The sequence below is a fragment of the Nonomuraea phyllanthi genome (genome assembly GCF_006334985.2).
GTDB classification, from domain to species: domain Bacteria; phylum Actinomycetota; class Actinomycetes; order Streptosporangiales; family Streptosporangiaceae; genus Nonomuraea; species Nonomuraea phyllanthi.
The window spans coordinates 140,159-161,286 of the sequence record NZ_VDLX02000017.1; the positions used below are offsets into that span (position 1 = coordinate 140,159).

Genomic DNA, 21,128 nt, shown 5'->3' on the forward strand with positions numbered 1-21,128 from the left:
TAAGGGGTGGCCCCGGGGTTACCGGGATCTTGGCGCGCCGCCTAATATCCGACCATGGAACTGGCTTCGGGTTTCGTGTCCGTGTCCCGAGACGGCTGGCGGGAGCTGGCGGTCGAGGTGCTGCGCCGATCGGGCGTCGAGACGGCCTCGCCCGAGGAGGCGCTGTCCTCCGTCACCTATGACGGAGTGACGGTCGCGCCGCTCTACGACCTCGACGACCTGCCGGGCGATCCCGGGCTGCCCGGCGAGCCGCCGTTCGTGCGCGGAGCCGCCGGCGTGACCGGGTGGGACGTGCGGCAGCGGCACGCGGTGGCCGACCCCGAGGCGGTGCTGGCCGACCTGGAGAACGGCGTCACGTCGCTCTGGCTCGTCGTGGGCGACGGCGCGATCCCCGCGCCGGCGCTGGGCGCGGTGCTCCGCGACGTCTACCTCGACCTGGCGCCGGTCGTGCTGGAGGCGGGGGAGCAGGCACGCGAGGCCGCCGAGGTGCTGTTCGGGCGGGGCGACGCGGTGCGGGGCAACCTGGGAGCCTCCTGCGCCGGGGGCGCGGGGCTCGACCTGGCGCTGCGCTGCGCCGCCGGCTTCCCCGGGCTCAGGGCCATCACCGTGGACGCGACGCCGTACCACGACGCGGGCGGCAGCGACGCCGAGGAGCTGGGCTGCTCGATCGCCCAGGGCGTCGCCGAGCTGCGGGCGCTCACGGACGGCGGGCTCACTATTGAGCAAGCGCTTGGGCAGATCGAGTTCCGGTACGCCGCCACCGCCGACCAGTTCGCCACCGTCGCCAAGCTGCGCGCGGCCCGCCGGCTGTGGGCCCGGGTCGCCGAGGTCTGCGGCGCCCCCCGGCACGGCGGCCAGCGCCAGCACGCCGTCACCAGCTCCGCCATGATGACCGCCCGCGACCCCTGGGTGAACCTGCTCCGCACCACCGTCGCCTGCTTCGCCGCCGGGGTGGGCGGCGCCGACGCGGTCACGGTGCAGCCCTTCGACGCCGCCCTCGGGCTGCCCGACGCCTTCTCCCGCCGCATCGCCCGCAACACGCAGTCCCTGCTGCTGGAGGAGTCGGGAGTGGGGCGCGTCGTCGACCCCGCCGGCGGCTCCTGGTACGTCGAGCGCCGCACAGCCGACCTGGCCGAGGTCGCCTGGGGGTGGTTCCAGGAGATCGAGGCGGCGGGCGGGATCGCGCGGGCCGGGGAGCTGATCGCCGAGCGCGTCGCCGCCACCCGCGCCCGCCGCGCCGCCGACCTCGCCCACCGGCGCCTTCCCATCACAGGGGTGAGCGAGTTCCCGGACCTCCACGAGAAACCGGTCCGCCCCCCTTCGCCCACGACCGTCCCCGGCCTCGCCTCCAACGGCCCCCACGTGACGCCACCGCCCACCGCCGCGCCTTCGCCCGCCGCTGGTGCCGCGTTGCGTCAGGCGCCGCCCGCTGCCGGCCGGTCGCCCGCCGAGACGCCGCCAGGTGCCGAGCCCGTGCCGGGGGAGGCGTCCGTGGGCGGTGCGTCCGGCAGGGGGGAGAGCCCCGAGCCGGAGGGCCGGACCGGGGGCGGGTTGCCACGGGTCCGGTACGCCGAGGCGTTCGAGGCGCTGCGGGACGCCGCCGACGAGCAGATCGAGCGGCCCAAGGTGTTCCTCGCCACCATCGGCCCCGTGGCCGCCCACACCGCGCGAGCCGCGTTCGCCGCCAACCTCTTCCGCGCCGGCGGCCTCGACACCGAGACGGCGGGCCCCGGGACGGACCCGGAGCAGATCGCCACCGCGTACGCCGTGAGCGGCACCCCCGTCGTGTGCCTGTGCTCGACCGACAAGCTGTACGCCCAGCACGCCGCGGCCGTGGCCGCCGCGCTGCGCAGGGCGGGCGCGAGGAAAGTGTGGCTGGCGGGGAAGGGACACTACGAAGGCGTGGACGGAAACCTCTACGCGGGCTGCGACGCGCTGGCCGTGCTCCGCGAGACCTTCGACCACCTGGAGGTGACGCGATGATCCCCGACTTCTCGGGCATCCCGCTCAACGCCCTGCCCAAGGACGCGCCCGAGGAGCCCGAGCCGGCAGCCGAGGTGTGGGAGACGCCGGAAGGCATCGAGGTCAAGCCGCTCTACACCGCGCGCGACCTCGAAGGGCTCGACTTCCTGCGCACCTACCCCGGCGCGGCCCCGTACCTGCGTGGCCCGTACCCCACCATGTACGTCAACCAGCCCTGGACCATCCGCCAGTACGCGGGCTTCTCCACGGCCGAAGACTCCAACGCCTTCTACCGCCGCAACCTGGCCGCCGGGCAGAAGGGCCTGTCGGTGGCCTTCGACCTGGCCACGCACCGGGGCTACGACTCCGACCACCCCCGGGTCGCCGGTGACGTGGGCATGGCCGGGGTGGCGATCGACTCGATCTACGACATGCGGCAGTTGTTCGACGGCATCCCGCTCGACCGGATGTCGGTGTCCATGACCATGAACGGCGCCGTGCTGCCCGTGCTCGCGCTGTACATCGTGGCGGCGGAGGAGCAGGGCGTCGCGCCGGAGCAGCTCGCCGGGACCATCCAGAACGACATCCTCAAAGAGTTCATGGTCCGCAACACCTACATTTATCCCCCAGCGCCGTCGATGCGGATTATTTCGGATATCTTCGCGTACACCAGTGAGAAGATGCCGAAATTCAACTCCATCAGCATTTCTGGCTACCACATCCAGGAGGCCGGCGCGACGTGCGACCTGGAGCTGGCCTACACGCTGGCCGACGGCGTCGAATACCTGCGGGCCGGGGTGGCCGCCGGGATGGACATCGACCGGTTCGCGCCCCGGCTGTCGTTCTTCTGGTGCATCGGCATGAACTTCTTCATGGAGGTCGCCAAGCTCCGCGCCGCCCGGCTGCTCTGGGCCAACCTGGTTTCCGGATTTAACGCGAAAAATCCGAAATCTCTGAGCCTCCGTACCCACTCCCAGACCTCCGGCTGGTCCCTGACCGCGCAAGACGTGTTCAACAACGTCGCCCGCACCTGCGTCGAGGCCATGGCCGCCACCCAGGGCCACACCCAGTCCCTGCACACCAACGCCCTCGACGAGGCCCTCGCCCTGCCCACCGACTTCTCCGCCCGCATCGCCCGCAACACCCAGCTCCTCCTCCAGCAGGAGTCGGGCACGACCAGGGTGATCGACCCCTGGGGCGGCTCCTACTACGTCGAGCGCCTCACCCACGACCTGGCCGAGCGCGCCTGGGCCCACATCCAGGAGGTCGAGGCCGCCGGCGGCATGGCCAGGGCCATCGAGGCGGGCCTGCCCAAGCTGCGCATCGAGGAGGCGGCCGCCCGCACCCAGGCCCGCATCGACTCCGGGCGGCAGCCGGTCATCGGCGTCAACAAGTACCGCGCCGACAGCGACCAGGACGTCGAGGTGCTCAAGGTCGACAACACCGCCGTACGCGCCCGGCAACTCGACAAGCTGGCCCGCCTCAAGGCCGAGCGCGACCCCGGCGCGGTGCGGCGCGCGCTCGACGCGCTCACCAAGGCCGCCGGCCACCCGGCACCCGGCCTGGAGCACAACCTGCTCAAGCTGGCCGTGGACGCCGCCCGCGCCAAGGCCACGGTGGGCGAGATCTCCGACGCCCTGGAGCAGGTGTTCGGCAGGCACGCCGAGCAGGTCCGTACCATCTCTGGGGTGTACCGCGACGAGTCAGGCCCCTCCGGCGCCATCGAGCGCGTCCGCCTCGCCTGCGCCGACTTCGAGAAGGCCGAAGGCCGCCGCCCGCGCATCCTGGTCGCCAAGATGGGGCAGGACGGCCACGACCGCGGCCAGAAGGTGATCGCCACCGCCTTCGCCGACCTGGGCTTCGACGTGGACGTCGGTCCGCTGTTCCAGACGCCGGAGGAGGTCGCCAGGCAGGCGGTCGAGGCCGACGTGCACATCGTGGGCGTGTCCTCGCTGGCCGCCGGGCACCTCACGCTCGTGCCCGCGCTGCGCCGGGCGCTGGCCGACCTCGACGCCGGCGACATCATGATCGTGGTCGGCGGCGTCATCCCGCCCGGCGACCACGACGAGCTGCGGGCCGCGGGCGCCGCCGCGATCTTCCCGCCGGGCACGGTGATCGCCGACGCCGCCCTCGACCTGCTGGAGCAGCTGCGGCGCCGTCAGTAGGTGCCGTTCTCGCACATCGTGACGGAGATCGTGCGCTGGGCGGCGATCGGCGACGTGATCCGGAACGTGACGCGGTGTACGCCCCCGGTGCTCCGCAGGTTGCGCGGAGCGGCGAGGTAGCGCTGGCCGTTCTGCGGGACTTCCGACGACGCGCGGCCCACGACCACGCGGTCGATGTACCAGGCGTACCTGAACGTGAGAGGACGGCCGGTGCGCTGCACCAGCGCCTCCAGCGTCACCTCGCCGCCCGACCAGCAGTCGCCGTTCCTCGTGCCGCCCGCGCGGACGTAGACCAGTTGCAGCCGGCCGTCCACGGCGGGCTTCGTGGAGGCGCCGCCGGTCGGGACGGAGCTCGGCGTGCCGTCGGTCTGCGAGCTGGGCCCGGGGGTACGCGTCCGCCTCGGCCGGTGCGTGGGCGTGGCGGGCGCCGAGGTCGTGGGCGCGCTGGTCACGACGGCGACGTTCGTGGCCTTCGGGGTGGGGGTCGTGGGGGTGAGCCACATGATGGCGCCGGCCAGCACCAGCACGGAGACGCCGGACACGCCCGCGATGACCACGGTCTTCATCCGCCGCCCAGACCGGCGCGGCGGCGCGGGAGCCGTGGCCGGAGCCCCGTCCTGGGGCGGGGCATCGCCCGGTACGAGGATGTCGACCAGCGCCGAGTGCTGCGCCATGGCCGGTCCCGGGGCCGCCGGCTCGCCCTGCGCGGGCTCGGCCGCCGCCGCGCGCTCGGGAGATTCCGAGAGCCCGAACTCCGCCGGGACGGGGGCCGCGACCGGCGCGCCCAGCGGGAACGCCGCCGAGCCCAGGCCCTGCTGCGGGCCGCCCTCCTCCCCGAACCGCCCGCCTGGCTCCTGCCCGAACCGCCCACCGGGCTCCTGGCCGAACCGCTCGCCGGGTTGGTGCCCGTAGTGCCCGGCCGGCTCCTGCCCGAACCGCCCGCCGGGCTCCTGGCCGAAGTTCCCTCCCGGCTCCTGGCCGTGGTGCCGGGACGGCTCCTGAGCGGGGGGTTCGGGGTCGTGATGCGCGGCGGAGTCCTGGCCGTAGCGCGCCTGGGACTCCTGGCCGTGGTACGCCGGAGGCTCGTGGCCGTGGTGTGCGGCAGGGTCCTGGACGTGGCTCGGGATCGGCTCCCGGCCGTAGGGCTGGGGCGAATCCTGCTCGTGGTGGACGGCGGCCGGGTCGGGCCGACCCTGGCTCTGGTGCGGGCCGCGGCGCCGCGGCAGAGGCGGCGGCTGCTCGGGGCTCGCGGCCTGGGCGCGCACCCGCCGCGGCGGCGTGTCCTGGTCGAGGCCCGGGTCGAGCGTCTGCTGCCAGGCCGTCGGCGGCTGGTCGACGGTCTGCTGCTGGGCCGGCGGCTGATCGACGGTCGGATACGCCCCCTGAGCCTGATCCATGCCCGGGTAACCCTCATGAGCCCGGTCCGCGCCCGGATAGGGTTCCTGGCCCTGGCCCGAACCCAGGTAAGCCCCGTGACCCTGGTCCGTGCCCGGATGGGCCCCCTGGGCCTGGTCCATGGTCTGGTAGGCGCCCTGGGCCTGGTCCGTGGTCCGGTAGGCGCCCGAGGGACGGGCGCCGGACGGGTGCGCGCTCTGACCGTGGTCGGCCCCCATGTGGGGGGAGCCGGTCTGGGGAGGGGCCGCCTGCCGGCGCGACGGCGCGGTGAGCCGCAGCAGCACGTCGCGCATCGCCGGACGGTCCTGAGGCTCCTTGGACAGGCAGCCCAGCATGATCTCGCGGACCAGACCGCGCAGCTCGCCCAGCTGGGGCTCGTCGTTCAGCACCCGGTTGATCACCGCGGGCAGGGAGTCGTCGCCGAACGGCGGGACGCCGGTGGCCGCGAAGACCATCACCGACGCCCACGCGAACACGTCGGCCGGCGGCCCCACCGGCCTCCCGGCCAGCTGCTCGGGCGCCATGTACGCGGGCGTGCCGACGAAGGCGCCGCTCGCCTGGACGCCGATGCCGAGCGCGGCGGCGAGGCCGAAGTCCACGACCTGCGGCCCGTCCGGCCCGAGCAGCACGTTCGACGGCTTGAAGTCCCCGTGGACGACGCCGGCCTGGTGGATGGCGTCCAGCGCGGTCGCGGTGGAGACGGCGAGCCGCTGCAGGTCCGCCCCGCCCTGCCGGCCGGCCTGCTGGAGCGAGGGCCCGTCCACGTACTCCGACACGATGTACGGCCTGCCGCCCGTCGAGGCGTCGAGCACCTGCGCGAGGCAGAACGGCTGGACCTTGCGCGCGGCGGCGATGTCCCTGGCGAGGCGGTCGTCCCCGGCGAGCCCTTCGCGCAGCGCCTTGACGGCGACGGGGGTGCCGTTGCGGGCCTGGCCGAGATAGACGACACCGTGGCCGCCCGCGCCGAGCCGACCGACCAGCCGGTAGGGTCCCACCGTTGCCGGGTCGCCCTCGCGCAGGGGTTCGACGTTGGGCATGAGGGGAGTGACTCCTGTGACGGCTGAGATGAGAACTCCAGCACCCTACTGGCAAATGTCAAACCTTGTCAGAGCTTAAGCTGATCAACTGGGAAGAAAGGGGGTGAGTCGGGTGCATTCGCTGGAGGACTACGCCCGAGGCGTACGGGCCGGCTCCCGCACGTGGATCGCCCGCGCGATCACGCTGGTCGAGTCCACGAGACCCGATCACAACGCGCTGGCGCAGCGGCTGCTCGTCGACCTCACCCCGCTGTCCGGCCACGCGTGCAGGGTCGGCGTCTCGGGCGTGCCCGGTGTGGGGAAGTCCACGTTCATCGACACGCTCGGGACGATGCTCACCGGGCGCGGCCACCGCGTCGCCGTGCTCGCCGTGGACCCCTCGTCCACCAGGACGGGCGGCAGCATCCTCGGCGACAAGACCCGCATGGCGCGCCTGTCGGCCGATCCCGCCGCGTTCATCCGCCCCTCGCCCACCTCCGGCACGCTCGGCGGCGTCGCCAAGGCCACCAGGGAGGCCATGGTCGTGGTGGAGGCGGCCGGCTTCGACGTCGTCCTGGTCGAGACCGTGGGCGTGGGCCAGTCGGAGACCGCGGTGGCCGACATGGTGGACACCTTCCTGCTGCTCACGCTGGCCCGCACCGGCGACCAGCTCCAGGGCATCAAGAAGGGCGTGCTGGAGCTGGCCGACGTGATCGCGGTCAACAAGGCCGACGGCGAGCACGAGCTGCCCGCCAGGAAGGCCGCGCGGGAACTGGCGGGCGCGCTGCGCATGCTGCGTTCCGACACGACTCCGCCGCCGGTGCTCACGTGCAGCGGGCTCACGGGCGACGGGCTGGAGAAGCTCTGGCGGCACGTGCTGGCCCACCAGGAGTCCCTCGACCTGGCCGCCAAGCGCCGCCGCCAGCAGGTGGGCTGGACGTGGACGCTGGTCCGCGACCGGCTGCTGGCCGAGCTGCGCAACGACCCCGAGGTGGCGGCGATCACCGGGGAGGTGGAGCGCGAGGTGCTGGCGGGCGAGCTGACACCGGCGCTGGCGGCGGACCGGCTCCTGTCCGCCTTCAAACGCCCCTGACGCCCCTGCATTCAGGGGTCGTCGCGACACGGTGATCAATTCCCGGCGTCGAGAAGCACAGCGGGACCCTCGGTAGGGCTGCCCTGGCTGAGCGTCTTTCGCCCATTGGCGTAGGCGCCCCCATCCTGGGGCTGGATGCCGTGCTCGAACGTGTGACCAGCCCGAGCGAGCGCGTCTGTCCAGGGCATGGCTATTCGTACGGTTGAGGAGCGCGGGTGGACGGTGAGTTCGCCCCTTCGTCGATCATGGTTGTGAGCTGGGCACGCAGCGCCGGCCACATGTCGCCGAGGATCGTGGGCGCGTTGGCGAGCGCATCCAGCCGATCAGGCCATGTGCGTCCGGGCATGGCCTCGTCCAGAGCCTGCGCCGCCCAGAACCGGCGCGAAACAGGGTGGTCCTCCGCGAGAACCGCTCCTTGCCGGTCACGCCGATCTTCCATGAGCCGGACCAGGAGCGGCGTCAGGCCGGCGCCTGCTCGCCTTGGTTCACCGCCGCCGGTCACGAGGCGGTCGAGTGCCTCCTGGACCATGGGTTCGCCCGCGAGGCCGGTTGCCGCGACGTAGGCGTGGACGACGCGATGGATCACCGCGGTCCGGACGGGCTCGGGTGCCAGGCGCAGCCGAACGTCCAGATCGGGATCGACGGTGCCCAGCACGCTCGGAGCGCGCGGGTCATCCGGGATGGTCTCCTCCAGCAGCAGTCGCGGCGCGCTCGCGTCAGGCAGATCGAGCCTTACTCCGGTGACGGCTTCGACGACGGCCATCGCGGCCGCCTGCCATTGACCAGGTTCGGCCGCCGCCTCCAGGACCGCGAGCTCCGCGTCGAGTACGTGCGGAGTCTTACCCCGTCGCTCACCGGGAAGCTTCGGGTCCAACGCGGTGACGATCGTGCCGTAAGCGGCGTACGTCAGCCGGGCCGTCCAGTTGATGTTCCAGAAAAGGCTCATCACGCGGGCGCCGTCACTCAGCCGCCGCAGCACCTCCGGACGGCTGCCTTGGTAGCCGTTGTCCTCATAGAGGATGAACGACGCGTCGTCGTGGCTGATGTAGAAGGCCCCTTCGTAGTCGGCTTCGTCCACATCGTCGTCGGGCTCCGGCTCCAGGTCCTCAGCCCGTCCACCGAGTCGCTCGGCGATGGCCTCGACGGTCAAGGGGGAGGCGATCGGTTGCACGACGGTCCAACAGGTGGCCTGCGTGAGATAGGGGTTGCGGTGCAGGAAATCGGCATACCGGCGCTGCATCTCGTCAATCACTGGGGCAGTATGCCGACCCTCACCGACAATCGGGCGGACAGCATCAAGGTGCTGCCGATGTGCGGGACGGGGCATGGCCGAGCGGCACCCCGCGAGAGCGGTACACGCTGGCGAAACATCACGATCAGCGTCCTCCGCCCCTGAGGCGTCCGGATCTCGCGGGCCTCGAGCTCCATCGCACTCCCCAAGCGGGGGTGTCGCGACGATCCCCAGAACGGAAGGTGCTCTCCCAAGGCGGCAAGCGGACTGCCCGCTGGTCTATCCCAAATAGTGGGATTGCTCCTAGAGTCGGGCTCAAAACCGTCCAGGAGGCCACGCATGTCGAGCATTCCCTCCCTGCTGCGCGACCGGATCGCCGCGACCCCCGACGCTGAGGCGTACAGAGCCCCTTCGGACGACGGCTGGACCTCGCTCACCTGGCGGGAGGTGGGCGAGCGGGTGCGCGGGCTGGCGCTGGGGCTGGCCGCGCTGGGCGCCGGGCCGGACACGCGCGTGTCGATCCTCTGCTCCACCCGGCTCGAATGGATCCTGGCCGACCTGGCGGTCCTGGCCACGGGTGCGGCCACCACCACGATCTACCCCTCCAACACGGCGGTCGAGGCGGCGTACGTCATCACGGACTCCGGCAGCGCCATCGTCATCGCCGAGGACGACGACCAGGTCGCCAAGCTGAGGTCCGTCCAGAAGGAGCTGCCGGGCGTGACCCGCGTGGTGGTGGTCGACGGCACGCCGAGCGACGACGGCTGGGTGGTCAGGCTCGACTCCCTCGCCGGCGACGGGCACGGCGACGGTGACTACGACGGCATGGTGGACGCCATCGCCCGCGACGACCTGGCCACGCTCATCTACACCTCCGGCACCACCGGCCGCCCCAAGGGTGTGGAGCTGACCCACGGCAACTGGCTGCACGCCGCCGCCGGCGTCCGCGAGCTGGGCCTCCTCTCCGAGGCCGACCTGCACTTCCTCTGGCTCCCGCTGTCGCACTCGTTCGGCAAGCTGCTGGAGGTGATCATGATCGACATCGGCGTGCCGACCGCCGTGGACGGCCGCCTGGACAAGATCGCCGAGAACCTCGGCGTGCTGCGGCCCACGTTCATGGCCGCCGCGCCGCGCATCTTCGAGAAGATCCACAACACGGTCGTGGCCACCGTACGGGGCGACGGCGGCCTCAAGCTGCGCATCTTCACCTGGGCCCGGCAGACCGGCATCAGGGTCAGCCGCGCCCGCCAGCGCGAGGCGTCCGTCCCGCTCACCACGAGGATCGAGTACGCCCTGGCCGACCGGCTGGTCTTCGCCAAGCTGCGCGACCGGTTCGGCGGCCGGATCCGCTTCTTCATCTCCGGCGCGGCCCCGCTGGCCACGGACATCGCCGAGTTCTTCGACGCGGCGGGCCTGACGATCCTCGAAGGGTACGGCCTGACCGAGTCGTCGGCGGGCAGCTTCTTCAACCGGCCGGACTCGGTGAAGTTCGGCACGGTCGGGCCGCCGCTGCCGGGCACCGAGGTGCGCATCGCCGACGACGGGGAGATCCTCATCGGCGGCGGCGGGATCATGCGCGGCTACCACGGGCTGCCCGAGGACACGGCCGCCGCGCTGGAGGACGGCTGGCTGCGTACGGGGGACATCGGCGAGCTCGACGACGCGGGACGGCTGCGCATCACCGACAGGAAGAAGGAACTGATCAAGACCTCGGGCGGCAAGTACGTCGCGCCGACGTACCTGGAGGGCCGGATCAAGGCGGCCTGCCCGTACGTGTCGCACGTGTTCGTCCACGGCGACCGCCGCAACTACGTCACGGCGCTCGTCACGCTGGACATGGAGGTGGCAGGGCCGTGGGCGCGGGCCGAGTCGCTGCCGGACGACCCCGAGAAGCTGCGCGAGCACCCGCGCATGATCGAGGAGGTCCAGCGGGCCGTCGACCGGGTCAACGCGGACCAGGCGAGCTACGCCACGGTCAAGAAGTTCGCGATCCTGGCCGCGGACTTCACGGTGGAGACGGGCGAGCTGACGCCCAGCCTCAAGATGAAGCGCAAGCAGGTCGAGGAGCGCCACGCCGCGACCCTCGACGCCCTCTACACGGGGTAGCTCCCGCTCGCGAGGTGGCTCGCCGGCGCGATCGCGTACGCGTGCGCGTCGGCCGGGCCACCCCGCTTCCCGCCCTGCTCAGAGGACCCGCTTGGCCCCCGGCAGCGACCGCACCGCGTACGCCAGCGCCCAGCAGAGCGGCAGCACCACGACCAGCATGACCGCGAACTTGACGATCGCGATCGCGTCGAGCCAGCGCAGCCCGTAGCCGGCGGCGACCAGCACGAGAGGGTGGATGATGTAGACGGTGAACGCGTGGTCCGACAGGAACCGGCCGCCCGGCCCCTGCCCGGCGAACCGCTCCCTGAAGAGCACCGACAGCCCGATGACCATGCCGACCGCGAAGCACGACTCCCAGGCGGCCATCAGCGCCGACGACGGCATCCCGCCGGTCAGCAGCGCGGCCGGCAGCAGCACGGCGCTCGACACGCCCGCGGCCACGAGCCCCAGCCGCCCGGCCCGCGCCGGCAGCGCCTCGAACCAGCCGCGACGGAAGGTCACGCACCCGACGGCGAACATGGCGGCGTACTGCGGCAGGAAGGTGGGCGTCGGCAGCCCGAGCACCGGCACGTAGGTGCCCGTCGGCACCGGGATCCGCCACAGGATCGTGACCACCGTCAGGCCCACGACGAACAGCGCGACCGAGCGGAACCGGAGCGGCGCGGGTCGCGGGTCGAGCGGCGCCCGGCGGGCCCGCCACAACGCGTACGCCAGGGCGAAGACGATCAGCACCTCGGCGAACCACATGGGCCCCGGGTCCCACGAGGCCAGGTAGTACGTCCAGTACGGGACGCCGTCGAGCTGCGCGTACCCCCCGAAGTTCACCAGCGGCCGGAGCAGGATCAGGAAGGCGAGCAGGGGGATGCCCAGCCGCACCAGGCGGTCCCGCACGAAGGCGCGGCCGCCCTTGCGGTCATGGGAGCCGGGGGTGAAGAAGCCGGAGATGAGGAAGAAGAAGCCCATGAAGAACGCCTGGTTGAACGTCACCAGGACGTCGAGCAGGTGGCCCGAGGGGTCCTTGGCGGGCTCGGCGTAGTACCACAGGGGGATGTTGCCGTACGTGATCGCCACGTGGTGGACGACGACCAGCACGGTGAGCACGGTCCGGAGGTTGTCGATCGAGTGAAGCCTGGTTCTCGGCTCGGTCTTCACGTGCTGCATGCCCTTTCGAAGAGGTCGGCCAGCTCGCGTGCGTGTGCCTCGAGGTCGTGCTCGGGATAGGCGGCCCAGTAGCCGAACATGCTGTCCATCGCGGCGGACAGCGTGACGGCCATGACGCGGAGGTCGAAGTCCCTGAACCGGCCGGTGCGCTGCCCGAGGCGGAAGACGCTCTCCAGCGCCTGGTAGATCTCCTCACTGGTCTGCACGCCGTAGCGGGGTTTGCCTTCGGCGGTGCGCAGGTTGTTGAAGATCTCCCCGAGCGCCATGATCTGCGCCCGGTGCCTGCGCATGTGCGCGGCGTTGGCGATGACGTACGTCCTCAGCAGCTCACCGGCGTCTTGCAGGCCCTCCATCTCGGCGAGGACGTGATCGGCGGCCTCCGTGTAGACGCGGGTGACCACCTCCTCCATCAGCTCCTCCTTGCCGGCGAAGTGGTAGGAGATGACGCCCTTGCTGATGCCGGCGTGCTTGGCGATGCGCGCCAGGGACGCCTGGGCGAACCCGACCTCCGCGATCACGGCCACGGCTGACGCGACGATCTGGGCGCGCCTGGCCTCCTCGATGAACGACCGCGGTTTCCGGCCGCCCGGCTCAATTTCTGACCGCATGGCCAAAATCTAGCACAGTCGGCCAACGTGGCGGCGCTCCGGTCAGGCGCCTTGCCAGTCGATCGGCGGGTCGCATAGTCTTGCGGGCGTCTTATCGCCGAGCCCTGGGGGCAGTTGACGTGAGGATCTGAGGTCGCGGGCACCGCGCCGATCAGCCCTGTCGTGGGCCGGGCGCGCACACCTGGACCTCTGGCGACCTCCTCGCCCACTTTCCTCGTGCTGCGCGTTTGTGCGGTCGTTTCCCGCCAAGTCACAGAATTTCGATCCTTGTGACGGGAGCCGCCTTATGCCTTTTTCCATCGTCGTCGATCACGTGTCCTTCGGCTGGCCGGACGGTGCCGGCGTGCTCGACGGTCTCGACGCCGCCTTCCCCGCCGGACGTACCGGGCTCATCGGGGTGAACGGCTCGGGCAAATCAACACTGTTGAGAATCATCGCGGGGGAGCTGCCCGCCCGGTCCGGATCCGTGTCCGTGTCGGGTGAGGTGGGATACCTGCCGCAGAACGTTCCGCTGGGCGCGAGCCGTACCGTGTCGGACCTGCTGGAGATCAGCGCGACGCGGGCGGCGCTGCACGCCATCGAGAGCGGCGACGTCGCCGAGGAGCACTTCGCCGCGGTCGGCGACGACTGGGACGTCGAGGAGCGCGCCGCCGCCGAGCTCGACCGGCTCGGCCTGGGCCACATCGGGCTGGACCGCACGGTCGGCACGCTGTCCGGCGGCGAGACCATCATGGTCGCGCTCGCCGCCCAGCTGCTGAGACGGCCGGACGTGCTGCTGCTCGACGAGCCCACCAACAACCTCGACCTGGACGCCCGGGAGCGCCTCTACGGCGCCGTCGCCGCCTGGTCGGGGGTGCTGGTGGTGGTCAGCCACGACCGCGCGCTGCTGGAGCAGATGGATCAGATCGCCGAGCTGCGCGACGGCGTCGTCCGCATGTACGGGGGCAACCTGAGCGCCTACGAGGAGCAGGTCGCCACCGAGCAGGAGGCCGCCCTGCGGTCGGTGCGCGTCGCGCAGGGCGAGGTGCGCCGCCAGCAGCGGGAGCTCATCGAGGCCAGAACCCGGATCGACCGGGCGGCGCGCAACGGCCGGAAGGCGTTCGAGAACAACAAGGTGCCCAAGATCGTGGCGAACGGGCTCAAGCGGAAGGCCCAGGTGAGCGCCGGCAAGCAGCGCAACCTGGCCATCGAGAAGCTGGAGGAGGCGCGGGAGCGGCTCACGGAGGCGGCGCAGGGGGTGCGCGAGGACGCGGAGATCCGCATCCAGCTGCCGGGCACGGAAGTGCCGGCCGGCCGCACGGTCCTCACCCTCCCACTCCCACCGCCCCAGGCTGCCCGCCCGCCCCTCGACGACGTCCCGACGGAACGGCAGGGCGCCACGGAACCGGGCACCTCCAAGGAGCCGGGCGGCGCCTCGGAAACGGCGGTCTCCACGGAGCCGGCCGTCCTCACGGACCAGGGCGTTTCCACGGAGCGGGGCGCCCTTACGGACCGGGACGTCTCGACGGGCCGGGGCATCTCCCCGGGCCGGGACGCCGCCTGGGAGCCGCACGGTGTCTCGGAGCCGGACGGTCTCTCGGGGGCGGCTGATGCCGGAAAGGTCAGTGGCGCGCGGAAGGTCGATGGCGCGCCGGAGGCCGCCCACCAGGAAGCCGATGGCACGCCGGAGGGTGATGGCAGGACGGAAACGGGTGGCAGGACCGAAGCCGAGGGCAGGACGGAAACCGATGGCCGGAGGGAGCGCGATGGCGCGACGGAAGGCGATGGTGCTCGGAGGATCCTGCTCGAGACGCTGGTGGTGCGCGGTCCCGAGCGGATCGCGCTGCTCGGCCCGAACGGCTCGGGCAAGACCACGCTGCTCAGGCGGATCGTCGAGCACGGCGCCCACGTCCCCGTCCGCTACCTGCCGCAGCGCCTCGACCTCCTGGACGACGCGCTGAGCGTGGTGGACAACGTCCGGGCGGTCGCCCCGGACGCCTCCGTCAACGAGGTCAGGGCGCGCCTGGCGCGCTTCCTGTTCAGGGGCGAGCGCGCCGGCCAGGCCGCGGGCACGCTGTCGGGAGGCGAGCGGTTCCGCGCGACCCTGGCCGCGCTCCTGTCGGCCGACCCGCCGCCCCAGCTGCTCCTGCTGGACGAGCCGACGAACAACCTCGACATGGCCAGCGTCCGCCAGCTGTCCCAGGCGCTCAACGCGTACCGGGGTGCGCTCATCGTGGCCAGCCACGACGTGCCGTTCCTGGAGACGATCGGGATCACCCGCTGGCTGCGGCAGGACAGGGAGGCCGGGCTGGCGGAATCGTGATTGACGGTTGGGGATCAACCGGACGATAGTGTGTCAGGTGGCTGGACCCCGGTTGATTCCCTGCGTTCTCGCCCTGGCAACTCTCACGCTCGGCGCGTGCTCGTCGTCCTTACCGTCGCCGACCGGAGGCGAGTCGAGGGTCAGTGGCGTCGCCGGTGGCGACGGGGAAGGCGCCCCGGCCAACGGCGGCGGCACCCGTACGAGCACCCCGAGTCCGACCGCGCTCACCGCCGAGGCGTACAAGAGCGAGCTCGAGAGCAGGCACAAGTCGATGGCCCGCGCGATCGACGCGGTGGCGGGCGCGCGCGGCGTCAAGTCGCTGGACAGCAAGGTGACCGACGCCGAGGAGGAGCTGAGCGGCGCCGCCGAGGCGCTGGCGGCGCTCGCCCCGCCCGACGCCGTCCGGGCCCAGCACGACGCGTACGTGGCCAGCCTGCGCGACTTCGCGACCGAGCTGGGCTCGACGGCGGGCAAGGTGGGCGCCAGGGACCTGTGCACGTCGTCGGCCGTGCTGGCCGACCTCGACGACAAGCTGGCGGCGCTGGACAAGGCGGGAGAGGCGCTGCAGAGCGCCGGCGACTACCCGGCCGACATCGTGGACGTGAAGGCGGGCAAGAAGCGGAGCCGGCGGCTGGGCAACGGCTCGTTCGTGCGCCGCAGCGCGCTCAACGGCCGCAGCTCGCTGCAGATCGACAACGGCGGCTCGCGCGACGCCGTGGTGACCCTCATCAAGGGCCGCAGCAAGGCGTTCAGCGTGTACGTGCGCAAGAACGGGAAGTTCAAGGTCAAGGGCGTGCCCGACGGCACGTACAAGATCTATTTCACGCACGGCGTGGACTGGGACGGCAAGAGCAAGGCGTTCACGCGCGAGTGCAGCTTCGAGAAGTTCCAGAAGTCGGTGAAGTTCAAGACGACGTACACCGCCACGCAGATCCTCTGGCACGACTGGCGGATCACGCTGCACACGATCGCGGGCGGCAACGCCCGCACCTCGGCCGTGGACCCGGACGACTTCCCCAGCTGAACCGGGCCGGGCGGGGCCGCGCACCCCCACCCGGTGCGCGGCCCCGCCCGTGACCGGCCCGCCGGATCAGGTCGAGAACAGCATGCCCACCCAGCTGCGCTGCCGGTGGTGGTGGCCGCCGTAGTGGCCGCCGTGCGGGGCGCCCCAGGCCGGACCGGGGGCGGGGGGCGGGGGAGCCGCGTGGTACTGCGACTCCATGCGGGTCAGCGTCTCCAGCTCGCCGTAGTCGAGGAAGATCCCACGGCAGTTGTCGCACTGCTCGATGTGGACGCCGTTGCGCTCATAGGTCCGCATGTTCCCGCGGCACTTGGGACACTGCATCTAGGTCGCTCTCCTTGGCTTCGTGGTCTCGCTCTGAAACCTACCGCGCGCAACCCCGTCACGCTCGGACGATTCTGTTGCACGATTCGACCAACGAATGTTCGACCTCGTCCAGTTCCCGGCTCTCCCGCTCGGCGTTGACCACGGCCACGGCGGCGAGCTGTGCGGTCAGCGCCCGGGCCGGCACGTCGAGCCGCCGCCACGGGTCCTCGCCGGAGCCGAGCGCCGGCCCTCCCGAGGCGAGGTAGGCCCCCAGGAAGCGCTCCCAGACGGCCGGGTCGAGCAGCCCCGCCGCGTACCAGGCGGCCGGCCTGGCCAGGTCCCACGCCGGGTCGCCGACGCCGAGGTCGTCGACGTCGATGAGCAGCCAGCGGTCGCGGTGGACGAGCTGGCCCAGGTGCCAGTCGCCGTGCGTGAGCAGCGCGGGCAGCGGCTCGGTCTCCGGCAGTTCCTTGAAGGCCCGGCGGATGAGCTGCTCGACGGGGCCGTCGCCGCTCATCCGGTCCAGCGCCCTGGCCGCCCGCGCGGGGCCCCCGGCGGCGGGCAGCTCCGGCAGCAGCGTGAGAGGCACGGCGTGCAGCCGGGCCAGCAGCCTGGCGCCCTCCTCCCAGGGAGCGGCGCCGGGGTCGTCCTGAGCGACGGGCCGGCCCGCGGGCCAGACCGTCACCGCGCGGCCCGCGACCGCCAGCACCTCCGGCTCCAGCGGCGCCAGCATCACCCCGCTCACCGCGGCCGACGCGACGGCCCGCAGCCGCAGCCGCAGCGACTCCACGTCGTCGCGCAGCGAGTGGGCCTTGACCACGACCTCGCCCCTGCGTAACACCACGACATCGGTGCGCGTCGGGTGCGACACGGGCTCGCCCGCGCCGCCGTACGCCGCCGCGACACCCGCCAGCTCCGCCTCCAGACCCACGTCGTACAGACTAGGACGATATGAGAGTCGGTTTCGCAGTGCCCCAGTCAGGTCCGTGGTCGACCCCCGAGAACATGCGCCGTGTCGCCACCCGGGCGGAGCGGCTCGGCTACCACGAGCTGTGGACGTTCCAGCGCGTGCTCTACCCCGTGGGGCACCCCATGGGGCCGACGTACCGCAGCGTGCACGACCCGCTCATCACGCTCGCCCACCTGTCGGGCGTGACGGAGCGGATCCGGCTGGGCGTGGCCGTGATCAACGCGTACGTGCAGCCCGTGGTGCTGGCCAAGCAGCTGGCCACGCTGCAGACCGTCTCCGGCGGCCGGCTGACGGCGGGCATCGGGCTGGGCTGGGTGCCGGAGGAGTTCGCGGCCACGGGCGTCGGCATGGAGCGGCGCGGGCGCCGAGGCGAGGAGTTCGTCGAGGTACTGCGCGAGGCGTGGCGCGACGACGTGGTGGAGCACGACGGCGAGTTCTACCGCGTGCCGCCCTCCCACCTCGACCCCAAGCCGGTGCCCGGGCCGCCGCCGATCCTGCTCGGCGGCACCGCCGAGGTCGCGCTGCGCCGCGCCGCGCGGCTGGCCGACGGCTGGGTGAGCTCCAGCAGGGAGGACCTGTCCGCGATCGCCGGGCGGGTGGAGCTGATCAAGGCGGCGCTGGCGGAGTCGGGCCGGGACGCGGCCGGGTTCCGCTTCGTGTGCCGCGGCGTCACGCAGGTCAGGGCGGCCGACGGCGAGCGGCCGCTGACGGGCACGTACGACAAGATCCGGCGCGACGTGGACGACCTGGCCGCCGCCGGCGTGACGGACGTCTTCCACGACCTCAACTTCGACCGCGAGTTCGTCGCGCTCGACGCCCGGGAGGCGATGCGCCGGGCTGAGGAGGCACTGGAGGCCCTGGCGCCCTAGGCGCCGCCGTACGGGACCGTGATGATCTCCAGGTTGTGGCCGTTGGGGTCGGACCAGTAGAGGCCGCGGCCGCCGTCGTGGGTGTTGATCCGCCCCGGTTCGTGGTGGTGCGGATCGGCCCAGTACGTCAGGCCGCGGCTCTTGATCCGGTCCCGGATCTGGTCGAACTCCTCGTCGCTCACGAGGAACGCGTAGTGCTGCGGCGTCACCGCCTCGCCCGCCTGGACGACGTCGAGCGAGACGCCGTTGCCGAGCGTGACGACGCGGAACGGGCCGAAGACCGTTGCCGTCTCCAGGCCCAGCACGCCGGTGAGGAACGCGGCGGTCTCCTCCCTGTCCCTCGCCTGCACGATGGTGTGGTTCAGCTGGACGGACATATCTCCAGACTAGGTCAGGGACGGAGACCGATCGACGGGGACCGGTCCCGGCGAAGTGGTGCTATCCCTTGGCGGCAGAGGCCGCCGGTTCAGCTGTCAGGCCGGGCCCCGGCGTGTGATAGTGATCCAGCGAATCCGGCAGGCGAGGACTTGGTGGAGGGTGCGGTGCCCGACGACGTGCGCAGTCGGCTGTGGACCGGCGAGATCAGCGCCGCGAGCTATGCCGAGGCCGGCGAGAAGTACCAGGCGGCCATCTTGGAGCAGTACCGGATCTACGTCGAGATGGCCGACCGGGTCAGCGCGCGTCGAGCCACGGCCAACACCTTTTTTCTCACGTTGAACACCTCGGTGTTCACGATCTTCGGCGTGTTCTGGTCGGCCGAACCGCAGCTCGCGTCGTGGTTACTGGTTTTTCCGCTCCTGGCGCTGGTCGGCGAGTGTGCGGCCTGGTTCTACCTGGTGCGGTCGTACCGGCAGCTCAACAGGGCGAAGTATGAAGTGATCGGTGTGCTGGAGGAACGCCTGCCGGCGTCGCCGTACTGGCGGGCGGAGTGGACGGCGCTCGGCGAAGGCCGCGACAGGTCGACGTACTGGCCGTTGACGCATCTCGAGCAGTGGGTTCCGGTGCTTTTCGCCGCCATCTACGTCGCGGGATTTCTGGCCGCCGTCGCGGGGTGAACGCGTCGGGCCGGCGCGCGAACGCAGGCTGATGTCACAGATCCGCTCCAGGGGAATGGCCAATGATGGGCGTCATCTGGTTCGTCTTGATCGGTGTAGGCGCGACCGCATGGAATATCGTCGGGCTGGAGCTCATCGCCGAGGGCGTCTTCAGGGCCCTGGCCGGTGGCCGGATGCGGCGTGGCGGGCCGGGCCCGTCGTTCATGAGCCCTCCCGTGACGGAGAGGGAGCGCATCGAGGTCGGCGATGCCGGCATCGTGTCCGGATGCCTCAAGGCACTGGTGGGGACGGCCATGCTCGGACTCACGACGGTGCTGGCCTTCCAGGATTGGCGGCTGTGGGGCGAGACGTTCTCCCTCGTCGGAGAATCGTCCAGTCCCTATCTCGACATCCTGGGTCTGTTCTTCACCAGCACGACGGCCGGCGCGACATACATGGTGATCATTCTTGAACGAGACCGGCATCTCCCTCGGAAGGAACTGCGTCGAAGCAGGACCCGAGCGGCTGCTCCCCGTCCTCCCGTCGCCCCGTCCCGGAAGGTGGGATCGCTTCTCGTCGCCGTCGGTACGCTCCTGTGCGCGATCTGTGTCGTGCCGTGCCTGTACGTGACGGTCGAGGTCTTCTTCTTCACTCCGCCGCCGTACATCGAGATCGTCCCGCTGGTCGTCGGGCTGTCCGGCCCTGTCTATGTGGCCGGTCTCAACCTGATAAGAAGGGGCCGGCGGCACTTCGTGCGGATACTTTCCGATCTCCGGGACATGGAGAATGATTCGTTCATTCTCTATCTGCGCTGGTTCGAGGAGGACTCCTTCCTTGATCGCGCGTATCCGCGAATGGGTTCGCCGCTGCTGCTCCATTTCGCGATATCCGGCGCGAGCGAGGAGGAGCGGCTGGCCGAGGTGCTGAAGCCGTACGGGAGACTCGTCGCCGCCGGCGATCCGACCGAGGATCTGCCCCGGGTCGGCGCCGACCGCTTCTATCTGCCGTTCGAGGGGTGGCAGGGCTCGGTGCGGGAGCTCATCTCGAAGGCAAAGCTGGTGGTGCTCTCCCTAGGGATGGGCGAGGGCACGTTGTGGGAGCTGGTCGAGGCCATGTCCGTGCTGCCGCCGGAGCGTCTGATCCTGCTGGTGCCCATGAACGAGGAGGAGTACGAGGCCTTCCGTCGCGAGGCGCACAAGAGGCTGCGGGATCGAGCATCGAAGGTGCGCGCAACGGGTGGGTCATGGACTCCGCCGGTGCTCCCGGAATATCGGGGGGATCCGCGCATGCGCCACAGTGACCTGGCAGACGTTTATCGTGACGTCCTCAAGAGGACGGCGAGCGACAGCCTGGCCGGAACCGTCGTCGACGGATGGCGATCAGGATTGAAGTTCGCTCTCAACGCCGAAGCCAGGTCGGTTTTCAGGGCCGCCATCCACTACCCCCACGCCACCGGAAAGTCGGACTGGGGCGAACCCGTGTTCTCCCGGCTCGGCGCCGAGGTCCCCGGTTGGGCGCCCGCCTTTCTGCGGGACCCGCGCCATGTGGCGTTGAAGCGTAGCCTCACCCCCGCGCTCGACCACGCGTTTCCCAGCGCCGCACGGGGGAGGCCCGGGAAGGGCCGCGACGGAAGATCCGAGCCGCCGGATCCTCCAGCGGCCCGATGGGTTTTTCTCCTGGCCTTTCCGCTTTCCCTCGTGGTCTTCGCCATCTGGGGCCCGGCATGGGCGGCCGCGATGACGGTCGTGGCCGCGATCCTGTATCTCTGGCTCACGCGCAAGAAGCCCGACGGCCATGAGCCGCCTGGCGACAGTGAGGCGGAGGGGGGCTGAGTCCCCTCGGCCGTGCGCGCGGTCCGGAGATCCGGTCAGGCGTGTCAGCGCCGCGCG

The 21,128-nt window shown here is 71.5% G+C and carries 16 protein-coding genes; 9 read left to right on the forward strand and 7 right to left on the reverse strand.

Annotated features, from left to right (window positions below):
- The first annotated feature begins 54 nt into the window (after window positions 1–54).
- Window positions 55–1,983 carry a methylmalonyl-CoA mutase subunit beta gene (locus FH608_RS37000; RefSeq protein ID WP_139635034.1) on the forward strand — a complete coding sequence of 643 codons (1,929 nt, stop codon included), beginning with the start codon at window positions 55–57 and terminating at the stop codon, window positions 1,981–1,983.
- Entirely contained in the window at window positions 1,980–4,127 is a 2,148-nt protein-coding gene (gene scpA / locus FH608_RS37005; RefSeq protein ID WP_139635035.1) for a methylmalonyl-CoA mutase, read from the forward strand. The genes FH608_RS37000 and scpA overlap by 4 nt, the downstream gene beginning before the upstream one ends.
- On the opposite strand, the gene FH608_RS53965 is transcribed toward scpA, so the two are convergent.
- Entirely contained in the window at window positions 4,121–6,559 is a 2,439-nt protein-coding gene (locus tag FH608_RS53965; RefSeq protein ID WP_139635036.1) for a protein kinase domain-containing protein, read from the reverse strand. The genes scpA and FH608_RS53965 overlap by 7 nt on opposite strands.
- Window positions 6,560–6,662: 103 nt before the next feature.
- Here FH608_RS53965 and meaB point away from each other — a divergent pair, with 103 nt between their 5' ends.
- On the forward strand, window positions 6,663–7,631 hold the full coding sequence (gene meaB / locus FH608_RS37015) for a methylmalonyl Co-A mutase-associated GTPase MeaB (RefSeq protein WP_139635037.1): 969 nt from the start codon (window positions 6,663–6,665) through the stop codon (window positions 7,629–7,631).
- A 190-nt stretch (window positions 7,632–7,821) separates the two neighbouring features.
- Here the strand turns inward: meaB and FH608_RS37020 are convergent, their stop codons facing one another.
- Complete coding sequence (locus FH608_RS37020; RefSeq protein ID WP_139635038.1) at window positions 7,822–8,883, reverse strand: DUF6461 domain-containing protein; 1,062 nt, start codon at window positions 8,881–8,883, stop codon at window positions 7,822–7,824.
- A 318-nt stretch (window positions 8,884–9,201) separates the two neighbouring features.
- Between FH608_RS37020 and FH608_RS37025 the strand changes: the two genes are divergently transcribed.
- Window positions 9,202–10,968 carry an AMP-dependent synthetase/ligase gene (locus tag FH608_RS37025; RefSeq protein WP_139635039.1) on the forward strand — a complete coding sequence of 589 codons (1,767 nt, stop codon included), beginning with the start codon at window positions 9,202–9,204 and terminating at the stop codon, window positions 10,966–10,968.
- A 78-nt stretch (window positions 10,969–11,046) separates the two neighbouring features.
- Here the strand turns inward: FH608_RS37025 and FH608_RS37030 are convergent, their stop codons facing one another.
- Together FH608_RS37030 and FH608_RS37035 are read right to left on the reverse strand one after the other, a co-directional pair.
- Entirely contained in the window at window positions 11,047–12,129 is a 1,083-nt protein-coding gene (locus tag FH608_RS37030; RefSeq protein WP_139635040.1) for an acyltransferase family protein, read from the reverse strand.
- Window positions 12,117–12,737, reverse strand: a complete 621-nt coding sequence (locus tag FH608_RS37035) for a TetR/AcrR family transcriptional regulator (protein ID WP_139635041.1) — start codon at window positions 12,735–12,737, stop codon at window positions 12,117–12,119. The genes FH608_RS37030 and FH608_RS37035 overlap by 13 nt, the downstream gene beginning before the upstream one ends.
- Before the next feature lie 286 nt (window positions 12,738–13,023).
- Between FH608_RS37035 and FH608_RS53210 the strand changes: the two genes are divergently transcribed.
- On the forward strand, window positions 13,024–15,039 hold the full coding sequence (locus FH608_RS53210; RefSeq protein WP_226900234.1) for an ATP-binding cassette domain-containing protein: 2,016 nt from the start codon (window positions 13,024–13,026) through the stop codon (window positions 15,037–15,039).
- Between the two features lie 37 nt (window positions 15,040–15,076).
- Window positions 15,077–16,063: a hypothetical protein gene (locus tag FH608_RS37050; RefSeq protein ID WP_139635042.1), complete on the forward strand. Its 987-nt coding sequence runs from the start codon at window positions 15,077–15,079 to the stop codon at window positions 16,061–16,063.
- Between the two features lie 66 nt (window positions 16,064–16,129).
- Here the strand turns inward: FH608_RS37050 and FH608_RS37055 are convergent, their stop codons facing one another.
- Complete coding sequence (locus tag FH608_RS37055; RefSeq protein ID WP_139635043.1) at window positions 16,130–16,384, reverse strand: TFIIB-type zinc ribbon-containing protein; 255 nt, start codon at window positions 16,382–16,384, stop codon at window positions 16,130–16,132.
- A gap of 58 nt (window positions 16,385–16,442) precedes the next feature.
- A complete protein-coding gene (locus tag FH608_RS37060) occupies window positions 16,443–17,297 on the reverse strand; it encodes a phosphotransferase (RefSeq protein ID WP_139635044.1) in 855 nt (284 codons plus the stop codon).
- A 20-nt stretch (window positions 17,298–17,317) separates the two neighbouring features.
- Between FH608_RS37060 and FH608_RS37065 the strand changes: the two genes are divergently transcribed.
- Window positions 17,318–18,205: a TIGR03619 family F420-dependent LLM class oxidoreductase gene (locus tag FH608_RS37065; protein WP_139635045.1), complete on the forward strand. Its 888-nt coding sequence runs from the start codon at window positions 17,318–17,320 to the stop codon at window positions 18,203–18,205.
- Here FH608_RS37065 and FH608_RS37070 read toward each other — a convergent pair.
- Entirely contained in the window at window positions 18,202–18,582 is a 381-nt protein-coding gene (locus FH608_RS37070; RefSeq protein WP_139635046.1) for a VOC family protein, read from the reverse strand. The two genes, FH608_RS37065 and FH608_RS37070, sit on opposite strands and share 4 nt — an antisense overlap.
- 165 nt (window positions 18,583–18,747) lie before the next feature.
- On the opposite strand from FH608_RS37070, the gene FH608_RS37075 reads away from it, so the two are divergent.
- Window positions 18,748–19,260, forward strand: coding sequence for a RipA family octameric membrane protein (locus FH608_RS37075; RefSeq protein WP_226900236.1), 513 nt, complete (start codon window positions 18,748–18,750; stop codon window positions 19,258–19,260).
- A gap of 62 nt (window positions 19,261–19,322) precedes the next feature.
- On the forward strand, window positions 19,323–21,071 hold the full coding sequence (locus tag FH608_RS37080; RefSeq protein WP_139635047.1) for a hypothetical protein: 1,749 nt from the start codon (window positions 19,323–19,325) through the stop codon (window positions 21,069–21,071).
- Window positions 21,072–21,128 lie beyond the last annotated feature (57 nt).

Excerpts from the sequence above, each read along its gene's own strand:
- FH608_RS37000 (WP_139635034.1), top strand. The coding sequence starts at position 55 with ATGGAACTGGCTTCGGGTTTCGTGTCCGTGTCCCGAGACGGCTGGCGG.
- scpA (WP_139635035.1), top strand. The coding sequence starts at position 1,980 with ATGATCCCCGACTTCTCGGGCATCCCGCTCAACGCCCTGCCCAAGGAC.
- FH608_RS53965 (WP_139635036.1), bottom strand. The coding sequence starts at position 6,559 with ATGCCCAACGTCGAACCCCTGCGCGAGGGCGACCCGGCAACGGTGGGA.
- FH608_RS37025 (WP_139635039.1), top strand. The coding sequence starts at position 9,202 with ATGTCGAGCATTCCCTCCCTGCTGCGCGACCGGATCGCCGCGACCCCC.
- FH608_RS37030 (WP_139635040.1), bottom strand. The coding sequence starts at position 12,129 with ATGCAGCACGTGAAGACCGAGCCGAGAACCAGGCTTCACTCGATCGAC.
- FH608_RS37035 (WP_139635041.1), bottom strand. The coding sequence starts at position 12,737 with ATGCGGTCAGAAATTGAGCCGGGCGGCCGGAAACCGCGGTCGTTCATC.
- FH608_RS53210 (WP_226900234.1), top strand. The coding sequence starts at position 13,024 with ATGCCTTTTTCCATCGTCGTCGATCACGTGTCCTTCGGCTGGCCGGAC.
- FH608_RS37055 (WP_139635043.1), bottom strand. The coding sequence starts at position 16,384 with ATGCAGTGTCCCAAGTGCCGCGGGAACATGCGGACCTATGAGCGCAAC.
- FH608_RS37065 (WP_139635045.1), top strand. The coding sequence starts at position 17,318 with ATGAGAGTCGGTTTCGCAGTGCCCCAGTCAGGTCCGTGGTCGACCCCC.
- FH608_RS37070 (WP_139635046.1), bottom strand. The coding sequence starts at position 18,582 with ATGTCCGTCCAGCTGAACCACACCATCGTGCAGGCGAGGGACAGGGAG.
- FH608_RS37080 (WP_139635047.1), top strand. The coding sequence starts at position 19,323 with ATGATGGGCGTCATCTGGTTCGTCTTGATCGGTGTAGGCGCGACCGCA.